The sequence below is a fragment of the Noviherbaspirillum sp. FW303-A3 genome (genome assembly GCF_058788695.1).
Map to the genome: position 1 here is coordinate 1,166,979 of NZ_JBYTAZ010000001.1, position 17,131 is coordinate 1,184,109.

At 62.5% G+C, this 17,131-nt stretch carries 16 protein-coding genes and 1 tRNA gene; 9 read left to right on the forward strand and 8 right to left on the reverse strand.

What is annotated here, in order from left to right:
• Positions 1-109: 109 nt before the first annotated feature.
• The 3 genes from AC3WOY_RS05745 (at position 110) to AC3WOY_RS05755 (ending at position 3,841) form a co-directional block, all read left to right on the forward strand.
• Positions 110-727 carry a YqhA family protein gene (locus AC3WOY_RS05745; protein ID WP_492421643.1) on the forward strand — a complete coding sequence of 206 codons (618 nt, stop codon included), beginning with the start codon at positions 110-112 and terminating at the stop codon, positions 725-727.
• 18 nt (positions 728-745) lie between these two features.
• The gene (locus AC3WOY_RS05750) at positions 746-2,284 is read left to right on the forward strand and encodes a fumarate hydratase (protein WP_492421645.1); all 1,539 of its coding nucleotides are present in this window, start codon (positions 746-748) and stop codon (positions 2,282-2,284) included.
• 132 nt (positions 2,285-2,416) lie between these two features.
• Complete coding sequence (locus AC3WOY_RS05755; RefSeq protein ID WP_492421647.1) at positions 2,417-3,841, forward strand: IS1182 family transposase; 1,425 nt, start codon at positions 2,417-2,419, stop codon at positions 3,839-3,841.
• A gap of 104 nt (positions 3,842-3,945) precedes the next feature.
• Here AC3WOY_RS05755 and AC3WOY_RS05760 read toward each other — a convergent pair whose 3' ends face one another.
• On the reverse strand, positions 3,946-4,503 hold the full coding sequence (locus tag AC3WOY_RS05760; protein ID WP_492421649.1) for an NADPH-dependent FMN reductase: 558 nt from the start codon (positions 4,501-4,503) through the stop codon (positions 3,946-3,948).
• A gap of 146 nt (positions 4,504-4,649) precedes the next feature.
• On the opposite strand from AC3WOY_RS05760, the gene murI reads away from it, so the two are divergent.
• Both murI and AC3WOY_RS05770 read left to right on the forward strand, forming a co-directional pair.
• Positions 4,650-5,465 (forward strand): glutamate racemase, encoded by an 816-nt coding sequence (murI, locus tag AC3WOY_RS05765; RefSeq protein ID WP_492421651.1) that lies wholly within the window; start codon positions 4,650-4,652, stop codon positions 5,463-5,465.
• Between the two features lie 81 nt (positions 5,466-5,546).
• Positions 5,547-5,622: transfer RNA gene (locus AC3WOY_RS05770), tRNA-His, on the forward strand.
• Positions 5,623-5,677: 55 nt separating this feature from the next.
• Here the strand turns inward: AC3WOY_RS05770 and AC3WOY_RS05775 are convergent.
• From AC3WOY_RS05775 to AC3WOY_RS05800, 6 genes are all read right to left on the reverse strand, one after another.
• Positions 5,678-7,123, reverse strand: coding sequence for a multicopper oxidase family protein (locus tag AC3WOY_RS05775; RefSeq protein ID WP_492421653.1), 1,446 nt, complete (start codon positions 7,121-7,123; stop codon positions 5,678-5,680).
• A gap of 20 nt (positions 7,124-7,143) precedes the next feature.
• On the reverse strand, positions 7,144-7,905 hold the full coding sequence (locus AC3WOY_RS05780; RefSeq protein WP_492421655.1) for a type IV pili methyl-accepting chemotaxis transducer N-terminal domain-containing protein: 762 nt from the start codon (positions 7,903-7,905) through the stop codon (positions 7,144-7,146).
• Positions 7,906-7,915: 10 nt separating this feature from the next.
• Positions 7,916-8,776 carry a hypothetical protein gene (locus AC3WOY_RS05785; RefSeq protein ID WP_492421657.1) on the reverse strand — a complete coding sequence of 287 codons (861 nt, stop codon included), beginning with the start codon at positions 8,774-8,776 and terminating at the stop codon, positions 7,916-7,918.
• Between the two features lie 413 nt (positions 8,777-9,189).
• The gene (locus tag AC3WOY_RS05790; protein WP_492421659.1) at positions 9,190-10,704 is read right to left on the reverse strand and encodes an SEL1-like repeat protein; all 1,515 of its coding nucleotides are present in this window, start codon (positions 10,702-10,704) and stop codon (positions 9,190-9,192) included.
• A gap of 219 nt (positions 10,705-10,923) precedes the next feature.
• Positions 10,924-12,069 carry an alpha-hydroxy acid oxidase gene (locus AC3WOY_RS05795; RefSeq protein WP_492421661.1) on the reverse strand — a complete coding sequence of 382 codons (1,146 nt, stop codon included), beginning with the start codon at positions 12,067-12,069 and terminating at the stop codon, positions 10,924-10,926.
• 96 nt (positions 12,070-12,165) lie between these two features.
• On the reverse strand, positions 12,166-12,525 hold the full coding sequence (locus tag AC3WOY_RS05800; RefSeq protein WP_492421663.1) for a hypothetical protein: 360 nt from the start codon (positions 12,523-12,525) through the stop codon (positions 12,166-12,168).
• A gap of 229 nt (positions 12,526-12,754) precedes the next feature.
• On the opposite strand from AC3WOY_RS05800, the gene AC3WOY_RS05805 reads away from it, so the two are divergent.
• On the forward strand, positions 12,755-13,048 hold the full coding sequence (locus AC3WOY_RS05805; RefSeq protein WP_492421665.1) for a hypothetical protein: 294 nt from the start codon (positions 12,755-12,757) through the stop codon (positions 13,046-13,048).
• Between the two features lie 81 nt (positions 13,049-13,129).
• On the opposite strand, the gene AC3WOY_RS05810 is transcribed toward AC3WOY_RS05805, so the two are convergent.
• Complete coding sequence (locus tag AC3WOY_RS05810; protein WP_492421667.1) at positions 13,130-15,352, reverse strand: molybdopterin oxidoreductase family protein; 2,223 nt, start codon at positions 15,350-15,352, stop codon at positions 13,130-13,132.
• 165 nt (positions 15,353-15,517) lie between these two features.
• Between AC3WOY_RS05810 and AC3WOY_RS05815 the strand changes: the two genes are divergently transcribed.
• From AC3WOY_RS05815 to AC3WOY_RS05825, 3 genes are read left to right on the forward strand one after another with little or no spacing between them, the layout of a single operon-like run.
• On the forward strand, positions 15,518-15,739 hold the full coding sequence (locus AC3WOY_RS05815; protein WP_492421669.1) for a hypothetical protein: 222 nt from the start codon (positions 15,518-15,520) through the stop codon (positions 15,737-15,739).
• Between the two features lie 48 nt (positions 15,740-15,787).
• Complete coding sequence (gene folE, locus AC3WOY_RS05820; protein ID WP_492421671.1) at positions 15,788-16,357, forward strand: GTP cyclohydrolase I FolE; 570 nt, start codon at positions 15,788-15,790, stop codon at positions 16,355-16,357.
• A gap of 11 nt (positions 16,358-16,368) precedes the next feature.
• On the forward strand, positions 16,369-17,073 hold the full coding sequence (locus AC3WOY_RS05825; RefSeq protein ID WP_492421673.1) for a YceI family protein: 705 nt from the start codon (positions 16,369-16,371) through the stop codon (positions 17,071-17,073).
• The last annotated feature ends 58 nt before the right edge of the window (positions 17,074-17,131 follow it).

The window sequence follows — 17,131 nt, forward strand, 5'->3', positions numbered from 1 at the left end:
ACAACTGCACGCCGGAAGCATGCTGCGGTGCCACAAGAAACGCCGGAGCGAAAACGCCAGCCCGTGTAAAATGCTGGGGTTTCATTCCTGCCTGTTTTTCCCACAAGACATGAGTTCAAACGACAAGATCACCACCGCCGAACGACCGATCCGCCCCCTGCCCAACCTGATCTTCATGAGTCGCTGGTTGCAGCTTCCGCTGTACATCGGCCTGATCCTGGCACAAGGCGTGTACGTCTACCATTTCTGGGTCGAACTGGTCGACCTGGTGGGTGCGGCAATGGGCAACAAGGCTGCGCTGGAACACATCATCAGCGCGGTCGCCATCGAAGGCGCCACCCGTCCGACCAAGCTGACCGAAACCATCATCATGCTGGTCGTGCTCGGCCTAATCGACGTGGTGATGATATCCAACCTGCTGATCATGGTCATCGTCGGCGGCTATGAGACCTTCGTCTCGCGCATGCACCTCGAGCACCACCCCGACCAGCCGGAATGGCTGTCGCATGTAAATGCTTCCGTGCTGAAGGTGAAACTCGCCACCGCGATCATCGGCATCTCGTCGATCCACCTGCTGAAGACCTTCATCAATGCCGCCGCGTACGACGCCAAGACGCTGATCGCGCAGACCGGTATTCACATCACGTTCCTGCTGTCGGCGATGGCCATCGCCTACTGCGACCGCCTGATGAGCGGCCCCGATTCCCACTCCAAGCAATCCCATTGACCCTCTGTTGACATCATCATGACCATCATCAAGCAAGAAGACCTCATCGAATCGGTCGCCGCCGCGCTGCAGTACATCAGCTACTACCATCCGGTGGATTACATCCAGCACCTCGCCCGCGCCTACGCAGTCGAGCAAAACCCGGCGGCGAAGGACGCGATCGCGCAGATCCTGACCAACTCGCGCATGTGCGCCGAGGGCAAGCGTCCGATCTGCCAGGACACCGGCATCGTCAACGTGTTCCTGAAGATCGGCATGGACGTGCGCTTCGAGGGCTTCAAGGGTTCGATCGTGGACGCGGTCAATGAAGGCGTGCGCCGCGGCTACCTGCATCCGGACAACGTGCTGCGCGCATCCGTCGTAGCCGATCCGCAGTTCGACCGCAAGAACACCAAGGACAACACGCCGGCCGTCGTGCACATGGAACTGGTGCCGGGCAACACCGTCGACGTCCAGGTCGCGGCCAAGGGCGGCGGCTCCGAGAACAAGACCAAGTTCGTCATGCTCAACCCGTCCGACTCGCTGGTCGACTGGGTGCTCAAGACCGTGCCGCTGATGGGCGCCGGCTGGTGTCCGCCGGGCATGCTCGGCATCGGCATCGGCGGCACCGCCGAGAAGGCGATGCTGATGGCGAAGGAATCGTTGATGGAAGACATCGACATGTACGAGCTGAAGAAGCGCGGCCCGCAGAACAAGACCGAAGAACTGCGTCTTGAACTGTGCGAGAAGATCAACGCGCTCGGCATCGGCGCACAGGGCCTCGGCGGCCTGACCACCGTGCTCGACGTCAAGATCAAGATGTACCCGACGCACGCTGCCTCCAAGCCGGTCGCGATGATCCCGAACTGCGCGGCAACCCGCCATGCGCACTTCGTGCTCGACGGTTCCGGCCCGGCCTATATCGAGCCGCCGTCACTGTCCGAATGGCCGGACGTGAGCTGGGCGCCCGATACCGAGAAGTCCAAGCGCGTCGACCTGAACACGCTGACCAAGGAAGAAGTCGCTTCCTGGAAGCCGGGCCAGACCCTGCTCCTGAACGGCAAGATGCTGACCGGCCGCGACGCCGCGCACAAGCGTATCCAGGACATGCTGGCAAAGGGCGAGAAGCTGCCGGTGGACTTCACCAACCGCGTGATCTACTACGTCGGCCCGGTCGATCCGGTGCGTGACGAAGTCGTCGGTCCGGCAGGACCGACCACCGCGACCCGCATGGACAAGTTCACCGACATGATGCTCGAGAAGACCGGCCTGATCTCCATGATCGGCAAGGCCGAGCGCGGCCCGGTGGCGATCGAGTCGATCAAGAAGCACAAGTCGGCTTACCTGATGGCGGTCGGCGGTTCGGCCTACCTCGTGTCCAAGGCGATCAAGTCGGCCAAGGTGCTGGGCTTCGAAGACCTCGGCATGGAAGCGATCTACGAGTTTGACGTGAAGGACATGCCTGTGACGGTAGCGGTCGATTCCAACGGTATTTCGGTGCATAACACCGGGCCGAAGGAATGGGCGGAGCGGATTGCTTCGGGCAACCTCGGCGGGATTCCGGTCGCGGTGAAGTAAGGCTGCGCAGCAAGCAATGCACTACGGGCCGCTCGATCAGGCTGTGTAAAAAGTCCTTGTAGCCGGTAAACCAAAGCAATCAATCCCCGTCCAATGTGAATTGGACGGGGATTTTGTTTTTGGGAGTCAGGCATGGGACATCGTGGCGGAGAGAGCCGGGATCAGGCAGTGTTGTTTCCAGTGAAGTTGGACGAGCTGATCGAGGAGGACGCGATGGCTCGGGTCATTGACGCCTGGGTGAACGCGCTCGATCTGCGAACACTGGGTTTTGGCAAAGCCCATGCGGGCATACTGGGGCGGCCGCCGTATGACCCGGGCGATTTGCTCAAGCTGTATCTGTGCGGCTATCTGAATGGCATCCGGTCATCGCGCGCGCTCGAGCGGGAATGCCGGCGCAATGTCGAATGCATGTGGCTGCTGGGACGACTGGTGCCGGACCACAAGACGATTGCCGATTTCCGGCGACACAACAGCGAGGCGTTGGTGGCAAGCTGCGCTGCGTTTGTGCAGTTTGTGAGGCGCGCCGGGCTGGTGGGCGGCACAGTGGTGGCCATTGACGGCAGCAAGGTTCAAGCCGTCGCCTCGCGCAAGGCGGTTGGCAAGGCGGCCGATCTGGAGCGCCAACAGCAGCGACTGGCGAGCGAAGTAGCGCACTATCTGGAGCAGCTGGAAGCCGCAGACCGGCAAGAGGAGCAAGGCAGCCCCGGCGCCGGCGCGTTCAGGCGGGCGCTCAAGCGCTTACGCGAGCGTCAGGATGAAGTGGGCGCAGAAGTGGCCCGGCTAGCCAAAGGCAAGGCCACATCGAGCGTGCTGACGGAGCCGCAGGCGCGCGCGATGAAATCGCTGCATGGGGCACCGGGCTACAACCTGCAAACAGCAGTCGACACCGACAGCCATCTGATCGTGCATCATGAAGTGTGCAATGACACGTCGGATGTGGGGCAACTGATGCCGATGGCGCAAGGCGTCGCCCAGGTGCTCCAGACCCAGCCTGAAGTAGTCGCCGACGCTGGTTACGCCAATGGCGAGCATTTGCAGGCGCTGCAGGACATGGGGATGACCGGCTATGTGGCGCCATCCCACACGCCGAACAATCAAGGTGATGGCACGCTGTACGACAAGGCGATGTTTCGCTACGACGCCAGTAGGGACTGTTTTACTTGCCCGGCCAACAAGATCCTCAGGCGCAAACAGGTGTGCCGCCAGGACAAGTCGGTGATCTATGCGGCCTCCCCGGATGACTGCGCCAATTGTCCGCACAAGGGGAAATGCACCGTCAGCAGCCGGCGCCTGGTCAGCCGTCACTGGCACGAAGAGGCTGTACAGGCCAATGCGGTACGCGTGGCAGCGGCGCCGCACATGATGGCCCTGCGACGCCAGACCGTCGAACACCCATTTGGGACCATCAAGCAGCAAATTCTGCGCAATGCCCGGTTGTTACTGCGCGGGTTAAAGGGAGCTCGCGCCGAATTGAGCCTGGCTGTAATGGCTTATAACCTCAAGCGCGTGGTGCACATGATCGGAAGTCAAACACTCACGAAGACACTGCGGGCCTGAGCCCGATTTCTACTTCAAAAAACAAATTGCCCCGCCAAAGCGGGGCAATTTGTTGAGTGCCAACGTCAGACTTTTTACACAGCCTGTCGATGCGGCCCGTTTTTTTATTTCCTCACATTCCGCAACGCTGCCCCCCAACTGATCACCTGATCCAGCATCGCCGTCACCGATTTTTCATGATGCTGCGCCGGCTTGAACGTGGCGAAGTTCTCGAAATCCGTGAACAGCGACAACATCACCTGCCCCCGCACGTCCGCCACCTGCAGTTCGCCCATCACCAGCCGCAGGTGCTCGACCGCGCGGGCACCGCCAGCACTGCCATACCCGACGAAGCCAGCGGCCTTGTTATTCCATTCCGCGTACAGGTAGTCGATCGCGTTCTTCAGCGCGCCCGAGGTGCCGTGGTTGTACTCCGGCGTCACGAACACAAACGCGTCGAAGGAAGCGATCTTCGCCGCCCAGACCTTCGTGTGCTCATTGCGGTACTGCCCCATCGCCGGCGGCACCGGCTCGTCGAGCAGGGGCAGGTTGAAATCCTGGACATCCACCAGTTCCACCTGGGCATCGTTGCGCTGCCTGGCGATTTCGTACACCCATCGCGCCACGTCTTCGGCCTTCCGTCCGGGGCGGGTGCTGCCGACAATGATAGCCAGTCTGATCATATTTATTCTCCTAGGTTGTCCATCGACAATGACAAAAGGCCAAGTGGCCTTGATCCTAGGAGTGCGGTGGCGAATACCGGTTCAACAGCAGCAATGCACGTGGGTTGCCCGGTGTAAAATTGTTCGTCTTCGCAATTCCCACTCCCATGTCAGACAAGCCCATCGGCATCTTCGACTCGGGCATCGGCGGTCTGTCGGTGCTGAAGTACATCCACGCCAGCCTGCCCAACGAGCAGTTGCTGTACTTTGCCGATTCCGGCTACGCCCCCTATGGCGGGCGGACGGAAGACGAGATCGTCGAACGTTCGCTCGCGATTGCGGAATTCCTGATGCAGTACGAGGCAAAAGCCCTGGTGGTGGCCTGCAATACGGCGACGGCAGCCGCGATCAAGGCGCTGCGTGCGCACTACCCGGACATCCCGCTGGTTGGCGTCGAGCCTGGACTCAAGCCGGCGGCGGCATTGTCGAAGACCGGCACCGTGGGCGTGCTGGCCACCAAGGGGACCCTGACCAGCGAGAAATTCAGGCTCCTGCGCGAGCAGATCAGCGCAGCGACCCATGTGCAGTTCATCCCGCAAGCCTGTATCGGGCTGGCCGATCAGGTGGAGAAAGGTGAACTGCAATCGGCGGACACCGCCCTGCTCCTGCGCCGCTACATCGAGCCCCTGATCGAGCAAGGCGCGGATACGCTCGTGCTCGGGTGCACGCATTATCCGTTCGTGCTGCCGCTGATCGAAGACATTGTCGGCCATCTCACCTCCAGGCCGGTCGCCATCGTGGACACGGGAGAGCCGATAGCGCGGCAGCTGGTCCGGTTGCTTACCGAACGGGGGCTCCTGCGGCAGGAAGGTCCGGGCAAGATCGCCGCGTTCACGACCGGCAGCGAAACCGCCCTGAAGACGGCGTTTTCACGCCTGCTCCAGCTCGCGCCGCCGGTCTCCGCGCTCGGCGCGACGGGCTGAAAAAGCAGTATTTGCCACTTTGCCCCGAAGTTTGTATAATGACGGGCTTGCCTGACATGCAGTCCGGCAAAGACTTCAGTGGTGGCCGTAGCTCAGTTGGTAGAGTCCAGGATTGTGATTCCTGTCGTCGTGGGTTCGAGTCCCATCGGCCACCCCAAGATTCAAGCAAAAAGCCCAGTCCTCGGACTGGGCTTTTTGCTTTCCGGCACGCCCTACTCCACCGCAATCGTCCCCATCATCCCCCCGGCCGCGTGGTCGAGGATATGGCAGTGGTACATCCACTCGCCCGGATTGTCGGCGACGAAGGCCACGTCAACGGTCTGGCGCGGCCCCATGATGACCGTATCGCGCCATTCGCGGCGCGGATTCGCCTTGCCGTTGACCGACAGCACGCGGAAGAAATGCCCGTGCAGGTGCATCGGATGGTCGAAGCCGGTGTCGTTGATCATGCGCAGGATCACGCTTTCGCCCTTCTTCAGGTGCAGGAAGGGTTCGTGCATCAGCGCATGCTCGTGCTGTGCGTTGTAGTTCATGGTCCACGCCAGGCCCTGCCTGGCCATGATTTCCTGGATGCGCGAAGGCTTGCCGTCCACCATGCCGATCACCGGCTGGCCGCGCATGCCGCCCTGGAACAGGATCACGTGCTGCGAGGCCTTGCGCAGGTTGGGCTCGGCGATGCGGTTTGGCGCCAACGCGACCGGCGAGGATAGCGGCTTGTTGCGCACCGGGCGCTCGTCGCTATAGGCCAGCGTGCCGATGTCGTATGCCGGTGCGACGGGCGGACGCCCGAGGTCGCGAATGGTGAATTTCTGGCCCGGCTTGCCCATGCAGTCGATGATCAGGTCGGCGCGCATGCCGGGACCGAGTGGCAGCCCCTCCGCCGGCACGGCATGCGGACTTGTACCCTGGCCGTCGTAGGCGATGACGCGGGCCTGATGCCCTTCGAATGCAAGACGGAAAAAGCGTGCGGAAGCGGTATTGACGAGACGCAGGCGCAGGCGTTCGCCGGCACGCACCGCGATCTTCCTGCCCGCCCCTGCGATCTGCCCGTTGACCAGCACCTGGTTGCCGAGGCGTCCATCGTTGGCGATGTCGAGAATACGTCCGAAATCCTCCACCTGCTGGCGCTGTTCATCGAGCTTGATGTCCGAGAGCACCCACACCTCGTCGCGGTCGACGACAGGAGGTTTGTCTTCCTCGACGATCAGCGCGCCGTACAATCCGCGCGGCACCTGCTCGAAGCTGGATTGATGCGGGTGGTACCAGAAGGTGCCGGAATCGCGGAGCTCGAAGCGGTAGTCGAACTCGCCTCCCGGCGCGACCGGATCCTGGGTGACGTGGGGGACGCCGTCCATCGCATTCGGCACGCGGATGCCATGCCAGTGCACGGCGCTGTCCTGCTGCAGGTCGTTGGTGAAGGCAAAGTGCACCTTGTCGCCACGGCGGAAACGCAGCACGGGGCCGGGTAATTGTTCATTGAAGCCCCACACGCCGGTGCGCGTCGGATTCGTCGGGTCGAGCGCGGCGGCGAAGGCGGATGCGGTCAGGTCCACCCGCTTTTCGTTGCGGGCAGGCGCTGCCAGGAGCGTACCGGGAAGCGCCGAAGATGCGCCGAGCGCGGAAGCGGCCAGCAGGAAGCGGCGACGGTCGATGGACATGGAATCTCCTGGTAATCGGTTTAGCGTGCGGACTGTTCGTAGATCCGCGTGACCTGGTCGGCAAGCTGCAGCACGGCTTCGCCGCCCTCGGCCATGATGAGGCGGAAGGATTCGGCGCCTTCCGTGGCGAGCACGGCTTGCAGCCATTCCCACTGCAGCGCCAGCTTGTCGAGTTCAGCCTTCAGGGCCGGCGTGGACGCGTTCACCCGCATAGCGGCCAGCGCGCCGGCGAATTCGTTCTGGACATGCTCGCTCTCCTCGCGCAGGGCGGGACTTTCCACCCCCATCTGGCGCAGCATGTAGATCTTGACCAGGCGCTGCGACAGCATGCGCTGGCGGCTGGCGAGGTTGGTCCAGCGGCTGACAGGCGCGGAGGTCTTGTCCTGCATGACGCGCGTGAGGCGTTCGGCGGCCATGAGCACGTCTTCGGCACGGGCGTCGAGCTGTGCGGCATCAGGTACACGTGCCTCGCCCTGCAGCGCCGCACGAAGCGGCGTCCATGCGGCACGCAGTCCTGCAAGTGCGGTCGTCACCTCTGGCGAGTCCGCCGATTTCTCCAGCATGGCAAGGTTGCCGTCAAAGCGGCGCACCGACTCCGCGAGCTGTGCGCGCGACACGTCTTTTTGTACGTTCAGGCTGAACTGGCACCATGCCTTGACGATTCGTTGCGAGAGCATGCGCTGCTCGCCGGCGAGATTGACCGCGGCGGCATCGACGGCATGGGCGCCCTGCACCGCGAGCGCAAGCGCGAGCGCCAGCCAAAGGCGAGTAAATGATTTCATCGTGATTCTCCTAGAACACCGGCACGCCCATGGACTGCAGCGCGCGATTGAGCTGGACGGTGGCCTTTTCCATGACGGCGACGGCTTCCTTGTGGCGGTTGGCGCCGGCGAGCGATACCGCGTCTTCCTTGAGCGTCGCGGCCTCCTTCAGGAAGCCGTCGACGAGACGGCGGCGATCGCCTTCCGCGCGGCCTTCGCCGATCATCATGCCGACCAGGATTTCGTTCGACTGGTAGCGTTTCTGCTCGTAGGCGTATTCGTCGGCAGGCGTGTCGAACTTCAGCGACAGCACCACTTCCTGTCCGGCACGCAGGCGCGAGACCTCTTCGACTTCGAGCTTGTAGGCTTCCGCCATCTTCTTGTTCGCCTCACCTAGATGGCCGGCGGCGGCGAGCTTGCGGCTTTCTTCGGTGAGCGCATCGACGCGGTCCAGCGTCTGCTTGGCCGAAGGCGCGGCCTTTTCCTTCACGAGTGCGGCGAGCGACGAGCGATAGGTCGCGACCTGCTCGGTCATTTCCTGCAGGCGCTGCTTCTGCACGCTGTCGGACAGGCCACCGGCATTGCGGTTGTTGGCTTTGGAAACGCTTTGCAGCGCTTCATCGAGGGCTTTTGCGGCATCCGCGTGTCGCTGCGCGGCGAGCGCTTCGCGTGCCTGCGCGAGCAACGTCTTGCCACGCTCGACGAGAGCGACGGTTTCGCTGTCGCCGCTTGCGCCGCTGGCCTGCGCCTTCGGTGAGTTGAGCAGCATTTCGACGAGCTTGAGCTTTTGTTCCGCGAGGCGGCGCTGCTGTTCGGCATCGGGCGCCGTCTGTGCCGCTGCGCCGTGCACGGCCGCTGCCAGGACCAGTCCCGCAATGACTCGGTGTTTCATTGGTTGTTCCCCTGCGTCGATGAGAGTGGAGGTTGACGCACGATCGGCGCGAAGGAGGTGCGGACACAGGTGAAATCCGCTTTCGGCCAAGCAATATCTTAACTGAAGGGAAGAGACGCGAAAGGGCTAAAAACGGCAAAAACGCTGTCCGGAATCAAGAGATTCCGGCGAAGGTAATGAAGCACTGGGAAGAGGAGAAAAAGCGTCTGCGGCGCGCACCCGACACGCGCCGACAGACGAAGGATGACGCTCGACATTGTTCCGGTTTTCCGCGTGCGACTTGCCCACAATTGCTGTGGTCAATTCTGTGGATAACCGGGTATAAGCTTCCGCATGTCCATGATCTGAAAGGAAATTTTTCCTTTGCGCAAAATCAAGGCATGCGCGGGGCGCGGCGGCGCCCCACGATCCATCTATCGACTCAACATGCTGATCGTGCCACGTCCTTTCGCATACATGATGCCGAGGTTGTACTGCGCGCCCGCGTGCCCCTGCTCGGCGGCGCGGCGATACCAGTCGATGGCCTGTGTCATGTCCTGTTTCACGCCTTCGCCGTTGGCGTAGATGATGCCCAGCAGGTACTGCGAGTTGACGTCGCCCTGCTCCGCCGCCTTGCGGTACCACTGTGCCGCCTGCGCAAAATCCTGCTTCACGCCGATGCCGCGCCGGTACATGTTCGCGAGGTTGAACTGGGCGGGTGCGTATCCCTGTTCCGCGGCCTTCAGGTACCACTGCGCCGCTTCCTCGTAATCCTGCGGTGCGCCGTGGCCGTTGGCGAACAGCAGGTCGCCCAGCTTGTTCTGCGCATGCGCATCGCCCTGGAAGCCGGACTTGCGGTGCCATTGCACGGCCATCGTGAAGTCCTGCTCGACGCCGAGGCCCTTCATGTACATGTTGCCGAGGTTGTGCTGCGCCAGCGCGTGGCCCTGCTCCGCCGCCTTGCGGTACCACTCGGACGCCTCGAGATAATCCTGTGCGACGCCCTCGCCATGGAAAAACATCAGGCCGAGGTTGTACTGTGCGCCGGCATCGCCCTGCTGCGCGGCCCGGCTGTACCACTGGAAGGCTTCGCTGAAATCCTGGCGCACGCCCTCGCCGGTGTAGTACATGAGACCGAGGTTGACCTGCGCGCCGCCATCGCCGAGTTCGGCCGCCTTGCGGTACCAGTGCAGCGCCTGTGCGTAATCCTGCTTCACGCCGAGGCCCTTGCGGTACATGTTGCCCATGTTGTTCAGCGCGAAGGTGTTGCCCTGCTCCGCCGCGCGGCGATACCAGTACATCGCCATCCTGTGGTTCTGCTGCACGCCTTGGCCATTGTTGTACATGTTGCCGAGGTTGATCTGCGCCAGCGCATGGCCTTGCTCCGCAGCGCGGCGGTACCAGGCAACCGCCTGGTCATAATCCTGCGACACGCCCTGGCCGTTGTTGTAGAGGATGCTGGCGAGGTTGAACTGCACCACGACGCGATCCGATTCGACCGGCTTGCGGTACCTCGGCAGGTCGTGTTCGGACTCGGCGACGTCGCCGTTCTCGAAGCGCACGCCCGCGTTGACCGGCGCGCTGGTGTACCCCTGGTCCGCCGCCTTGCGGTACCACAGCACCGCCTGCTTGTGGTTCTGCGGCACGCCATGGCCCAGCGTGTACATGTTGCCGAGGTTGATCTGCGCGAGCGGGAATCCCTGCTCGGCGGCCTTGCGGTACCACGCGACCGCCTGCGCATGGTCCTGCTTCACGCCTTCGCCGCGTTCGTACATCCAGCCGACGTGATACTGCGCACGCGCGTCGCCCTGGTCTGCAAGCGGACGCCACTCGGTCAGCGCCGACGCGTGGTCGTTCTTGTTGTAGGCGGCGAGTCCTTCGATGTAACCGGCATGTGCCGAGAAGGAAACCAGGAGGACGGAAAGAAGGGGGATGGTGTGTTGGCGCATGATCTTCCACGGTTAATGTCAACGAATCGTGAAACGATATTAAATTGACATGAACGGGGGAAACAGCGCCGTGGAGTGATCCACGAAGCCAAACGATTGCCCTTGGGAGACAGAAAGGAACTTGTGCACCGTACGGGTGCGCCAAGGGCTTGGCGAGCGTTGAAACTTCTGATAAATCGCAAACAATTTGCAGTGCCTGACGCGGCACTGCGTTCAGGATCAGTAGGTGCCGGGCAGCAGGATGTTCTTGTCGACCTTCTTCACATCCGTGACGCCGCAGAATGCCATCGTGAGGTCCAGCTCCTTGTGGATGATCTCCAGGCACTTCGTCACGCCGGCCTCGCCCATCGCGCCGAGGCCGTAGAGGAAGGCACGGCCGATGTATGCGCCCTTCGCGCCGAGGGCGAGCGACTTGATCACGTCCTGGCCGGAACGGATGCCGCCGTCGATGTGCACTTCGATCTTGTCGCCGACCGCATCGACGATCGCCGGCAGCGCGGCAATCGACGACGGCGCGCCGTCGAGCTGACGGCCGCCGTGGTTGGACACGATGAGCGCATCGGCCCCGCTCTGCGCAGCCAGCTTCGCATCCTCGACATCGAGGATGCCCTTGATGATCAGCTTGCCTCCCCAGTGCTTCTTGATCCATTCGACGTCGTCCCACGACAGGGTCGGGTCGAACTGCTGCGCGGTCCACGACGACAGCGACGACATGTCCGACACGCTGCTCGCGTGGCCGACGATGTTGCCGAAGGTGCGCCGCGAAGTGCCGAGCATGCCGAGGCACCAGCGCGGCTTGGTCATCATGTTGAGGATGTTGGCGATGGTGAGCTTCGGCGGCGCCGAGAGTCCGTTCTTGATGTCCTTGTGACGCTGGCCCAGCACCTGCAGATCGAGCGTGAGCACCAGCGCCGAACACTTCGCTGCCTTGGCGCGGTCAATAAGGCGACGAATGAAATCGCGGTCGCGCATCACGTAGAGCTGGAACCAGAATGGCGCGCTGGTATGGGCCGCGATGTCCTCGATGGAGCAGATGCTCATCGTGGAGAGCGTGAACGGGATGCCGAATTTTTCCGCAGCCTTCGCGGCGAGGATTTCGCCGTCGGCATGCTGCATACCCGTGAGGCCGGTGGGTGCAATCGCAACCGGCATGAAGACTTCCTGGCCCGCCATCGTGGTCTTCAGGGTGCGGTTGTCCATGTTCACCGCGACGCGCTGGCGGAACTTGATCCGTTCGAAGTCAGTGCTGTTGGCACGGTAGGTCGACTCGGTCCAGGAACCGGAATCCGCGTAATCGTAGAACATGCGCGGCACGCGCTTCTGTGCCAGGACGCGCAGGTCTTCAATGTTGGTGATGATAGGCATGCGAGCGTTTCCTCCTCATTGATTACAGGCAGGGCCTAGTGTAATTGAAGAGGGGAAACGCTGCGAAGGTGGGTGATTGAAATTAATTCACGTGGATCAAGCGTGTGCCTGCATTGGCGTCAGCGCGTGCGGGACGCGAGGACGTTCCGTGAATGCTGGAATGCGTTCACGAGTGCGACCGAGGTCGAGGTCACCGAGCCAATACCTCGTCTCGGTGTCGCCAAGCAGGTTGCGCAATTCACGGATGCTCATTTCGGTGGCTTCGTGCGCCGCCAGCAGTAGTGTCGAATTGACCGCCATCTGGCGGTTCCTCACCTTGCTGATGGTGGATGCAGGAATGCAGAGTGCGCGGGCAAGCGCGGCGTCGCTCTTGACGCGCAGCCTCACCATCAGTGAGTCGAGCAGATGGTTGGGCGTGTAACCCGCACGGTAAACGATGGCAGTATTTTTTCGCATGTCTCTCCTCGCTTGGAAACTGTTGCGTGATTTTGCAGTGCCGCAACCGCAGCGCGCTCAGAAACCGTTCCGATGATTGACATTTCTCAATCGCACCCGTCCGCTCGAAGATGATTTGTTTCAACCTCGATAACAAACGCTTACAACTTCATCGTCAACTGCAACTCCGCAAGCTGCGTTTTCATCCTTGCAGTATCCATTTCAATCACAACGAGTAATGAGGAAATCAATGAAGACTCTGATTGCAACCCTGATCGCCGGCCTGTTCGCAACATCCGCTTTCGCGCAAACCGCACCTGCTCCTGCCGCCGCCACGCCGAAGGCTGAAGCCAAGGCCGCCAAGGCCGATGCAAAGGCGGAAGAGAAGGCGACGAAGGCCACCGCCGAAGCAAAGGAAGAAACCGCGAAGGCAGATGCCAAGGCGGAAAAGAAGGCCGCCAAGGAAACGAAGAAGGCTGACAAGAAAGTCGCCGAGGCCAAGAAGGAAGCGGCCCAGGAAAAGGCAGACGCTGCGAAGAAGTAATCCGCGATCAGCACGCAAGGAGGCAGGTTCGCCCTGCCTCTTTTTTCATCGGCGTCATGCAGCCTGTTCGATCGCCGGCATTCAGGCGGGCCGCATCTCGACCGGGATGCCGTTCAGGACAGCGTTGCCGGACAGGGGATCGCGCATGCTTTCGTCGAGCACTGCGTTCAGGTTTGCGCCCGGACGTTCGGCTGCGAGCGACATGCGCGTTCCCGGCATGTCGTGCCCCCAGCCGTGCGGCAGGCTGACGACGCCCGGCATCATTTCCTCGCTCACTTCCACCAGCGCTTCGATGACCCCGCCCTTGCCGCTGATGCGTGCCTTGCCGCCGTCCTGCAATCCGAATCGCTTCGCATCGGAAGGATTGACGAGCGCCGTACAGCGGAACGGTCCCTTGGCCAGCGTCGGCAGGTTGTGCATCCAGCTGTTGCCCGAGCGGACATGGCGGCGGCCGATGACGACAAGGTCGGGAACCGGCTGCGCCAGTTCTGCCGTCGGACGCTGCAGGTCGGCGAGCAGCATGGCAGGCGCGAGCTCGATCTTCCCCGAAGGCGTGCGCAGAACCTCAGGAATGCGCGGCTGCAATGGACCGAGGTCGATGCCGCCCGATGCCGCCTTGACTTTGGCAAGGTTGATGCCGTCCGGCTTGCGTCCGAACATGTCGCCGTATGGGCCCATCCTCAGTGCGAAGTCGACCTGGCGCTCCGGTCCCTTGAGATGGCCGAGCGCGGCGATGACGGCATCCGCATGTTCGCCGACTGCGCGCCGCGCGTCTTCGGCAAACAGTTCGTCGTCGATTTTCTCCACGTTCACCCCGGCGCCCTTGCCCTGGATGATGGCCGCCAATCGCAGCAGGATCTGCCACTCCGGCGGCTGCCCTTCCGGACGCGGCAGGACCGGATCGCTGAAGCGTGCATAGTTGCGGTAGGCGAACTGCGGGAAGGCCGTGTCGTAGTGGATGTCTTCCAGCGGCGACAATCCGGGCAGGATCACGTCGGCATGGCGCGTGGTCTCATTGAGGTAAATGTCGACGCTGACCATGAAATCGAGCTTGTCCAGTGCGGCCGAGAGCCGGCTGCCGTTCGGCGCAGAGAGGACCGGGTTGCCTGCGACGGTCAGCAGTGCGCGCACCTGTCCTTCGCCAGGCGTGTCGATTTCCTCCGCCAGGCAGACCATCGGGAATTCGCCCATCACTTCCGGTGCTCCGGAGACGCGGCTCTTTCTACGGCCGGTGCCGACGCCCTTGCCGATACCCGGCTTGCCGGCCGTGTTGGCGGCAAAGGCAGGCGCCTTGGCAAACATTGCGCCGCCCTCCCGGTCGAGATGGCCGGTGAGGACGTTGAGCACGTCGATCAGCCAGCTGCACAAGGTGCCGTATTCCTGCACCGTGGTGCCCATGCGACCATACACGGCAGCGTGCCCTGCCCTTGCCAGGTCGCGCGCCAGCGCACGGATGGTGCCGGCGTCGATGCCGCAGCGCGCGGCCATCTTCTCCGGTGAAAAATCCTTCACCGCCTGTCCCACCTCTTCCACCCCGGTCACATGCTCGGCCAGGCGCCCGAGACGCACGAGCTTCTCATCGAACAAGGTATGCACCATGCCGAGCAGGAAATAGACATCGCTGCCCGGACGGATGAAGTGGTGCGCATCGGCCGCTTCCGCCGTCTCGGTACGACGGGGATCGACGACGACGATACGGCCGCCGCGCGCCCGCATGGCCTTGGCCTTGCCGCGGTAGTCCGGTACGGTCCACAGGCTGCCGTTGGACACCATCGGATTGGCGCCGATGATCAGCAGGAAGTCGCTGCGCTCGATATCCGGCACCGGGAAGGACAGCCAGTGCCCGAACATGAGGCCCACTGACAATTGCTTGGGCATCTGGTCCAGCGTCGATGCCGAAAAGATATTGCGCGTTCCCAGGGCGCGCGCCAGCCGGGCGAAATACATGATCAGGCCGATCTTGTGCACGGAGGGGTTGCCGGCCAGCGCGCCCAGTGCGTCCGGGCCGTATTGGGCCAGGATGGGCGGAAGGCGGCGCTCGATCTCGGCGAATGCCTCTTCCCAGCTCGTTTCCACAAATTGCCCGTTGCGCTTGACCAGCGGCTTGCGCAGGCGGTCCGGGTCTTCGTGCAGGTCTTTCAGCGACACACCCTTCGGGCAGATGTAGCCGCGGCTGAAGACGTCCTCGTCATGGCCGCGGATGCTGATGACCTTGTTGCCGCTGACCTTGAGTTCGAGGCCGCAGCAGGCTTCGCACAGGGGGCAGATGCGATGGACGGTTTTTTCGGCGGTTTCGGTGGGCATTGCTTGTCTCCTGGTGATTGCCATTTCTTCAATGAACAGCATTAACCCATTATGCGCGATGTGCGATTACCTTGCAGGTCATTGCCCTTGCATTGAGTAAGGGCGAGGCGGCACCAGGCCTCGTTTCAGGGGATAATGTCGCATCAGAAAATTGACGAGGAAACAATGGCCAACAAACCAGCCCGCACGCTGACCTTCAAGTGCGCAAAATGCGCGAAACCGGTCACCGTCTACCTGCAAAAGGTGTCTGCCTGTTCGCACATCCAGCCGTACCAGGGCATCTGCTCCTGCGGCGAGGTCAAGCTGCACGCCATCGGCCAGAAAGACGCCGTCGAGTCCTATCTCGCATCCGGCGGCGTGAACTGGTCGCACCACCATCACCATTAATCGCCCGGGCCGCAGAGCCCGGAGGTGCACCATCAGGAGGAAAGCAACATGAACGACAATGATTTTTCAACGGAAGACTGGCGGCGCCTGCTTCGTCACCTGGGCGAAGACCCGGGCCGCCAGGGATTGCACGACACGCCGGCGCGCGTGGACAAGGCGTGGAAACACTGGACGTCCGGCTATGAACAGAACCCGGCCGACATCCTGAAGGTCTTCGAGGATGGCGCGGAAAAGTACAACGAACTGATCGTGGTGCGCGGCATCCCCGTGTACAGCCACTGCGAACACCACCTCGCGCCCTTCTTCGGTTCGGCAACGGTCGGCTATACGCCGAACGGCCGGATCGTGGGGCTGTCGAAACTGACCCGCCTGGTGGACTGCTTCTCGAAGCGGCTGCAGGTCCAGGAACGCCTCACCGTGCAGATCGCGGATTCGCTGATGGAACATCTGCAGCCGCTGTCCGTGGGCGTGGTCATCCGCTGCCGCCACATGTGCATGGAAAGCCGCGGCATCCGCACGCCCGGCGAAGAAACCGTTACCTCGGCCCTGCTGGGCGAAATGCGCACCAACCTCGGCCTGCGCACCGAGTTCCTTTCGCTGGCACGCGAGAAGGACTGACCCTTCGCGCCATGCATTCCACGCGGCCAGCTGCATCAAGGCGGATCCTCGCGATCCTTCCCTGCGCAATGCTGGCGGCATGCGTGGCGCGCGCTCCCGCTCCTGTCGCGCCTGCGGTCCTGCAGGCGCCTGCGGAATTCCCGCTCGACTTTTACCGAGACGCCCAGGCCCGCGGGCAAGCGGTATTGCAGGTCGATCCCGGGCAGTCCCATGTCGCCGTCGAAGTCCGCCGCGGCGGACCGCTCGTCGGTCTCGGACATGACCACGTCGTCGCCGCGAGGAACGTGCAAGGCTACGTGCTGCCCTCCGCTGCCCGTGCCGACCTCTTCATCCCCCTCCTGCAATTGACGGTGGACGAAGCCGCCCTGCGTGAAGAATCCGGCATGGGCAAGCCGCCATCTGCGGAGGCGGTGGAGGGCACGCGCCGCAACATGCTGGACAAGGTACTGGAGGCGGGGCGCTTTCCTTTCGCGCTGGTCCGCATCGGCCGGAACAGCGCTGACACATTGCGCGTGGCGATCACGCTGCATGGACGCACCCATGAATTCACCTCGCCCGCGCGCATCGAGGATGCACCTGGGCGAATGACGGTCAGCGGCGAGATGACGATTGCACAAAGCGATTTCGGCATCTCGCCATTCGCCGTGCTTGGCGGAGCCTTGCAAGTGCAGGACAAGCTGGCGCTGCGCTACCGGATCGTCGCCGCACACCCCTGAATTCTGTTTCCTGCAGGGACTATTCTGATTCGAGTCAAGGAAATCCAACGCCGTTGCC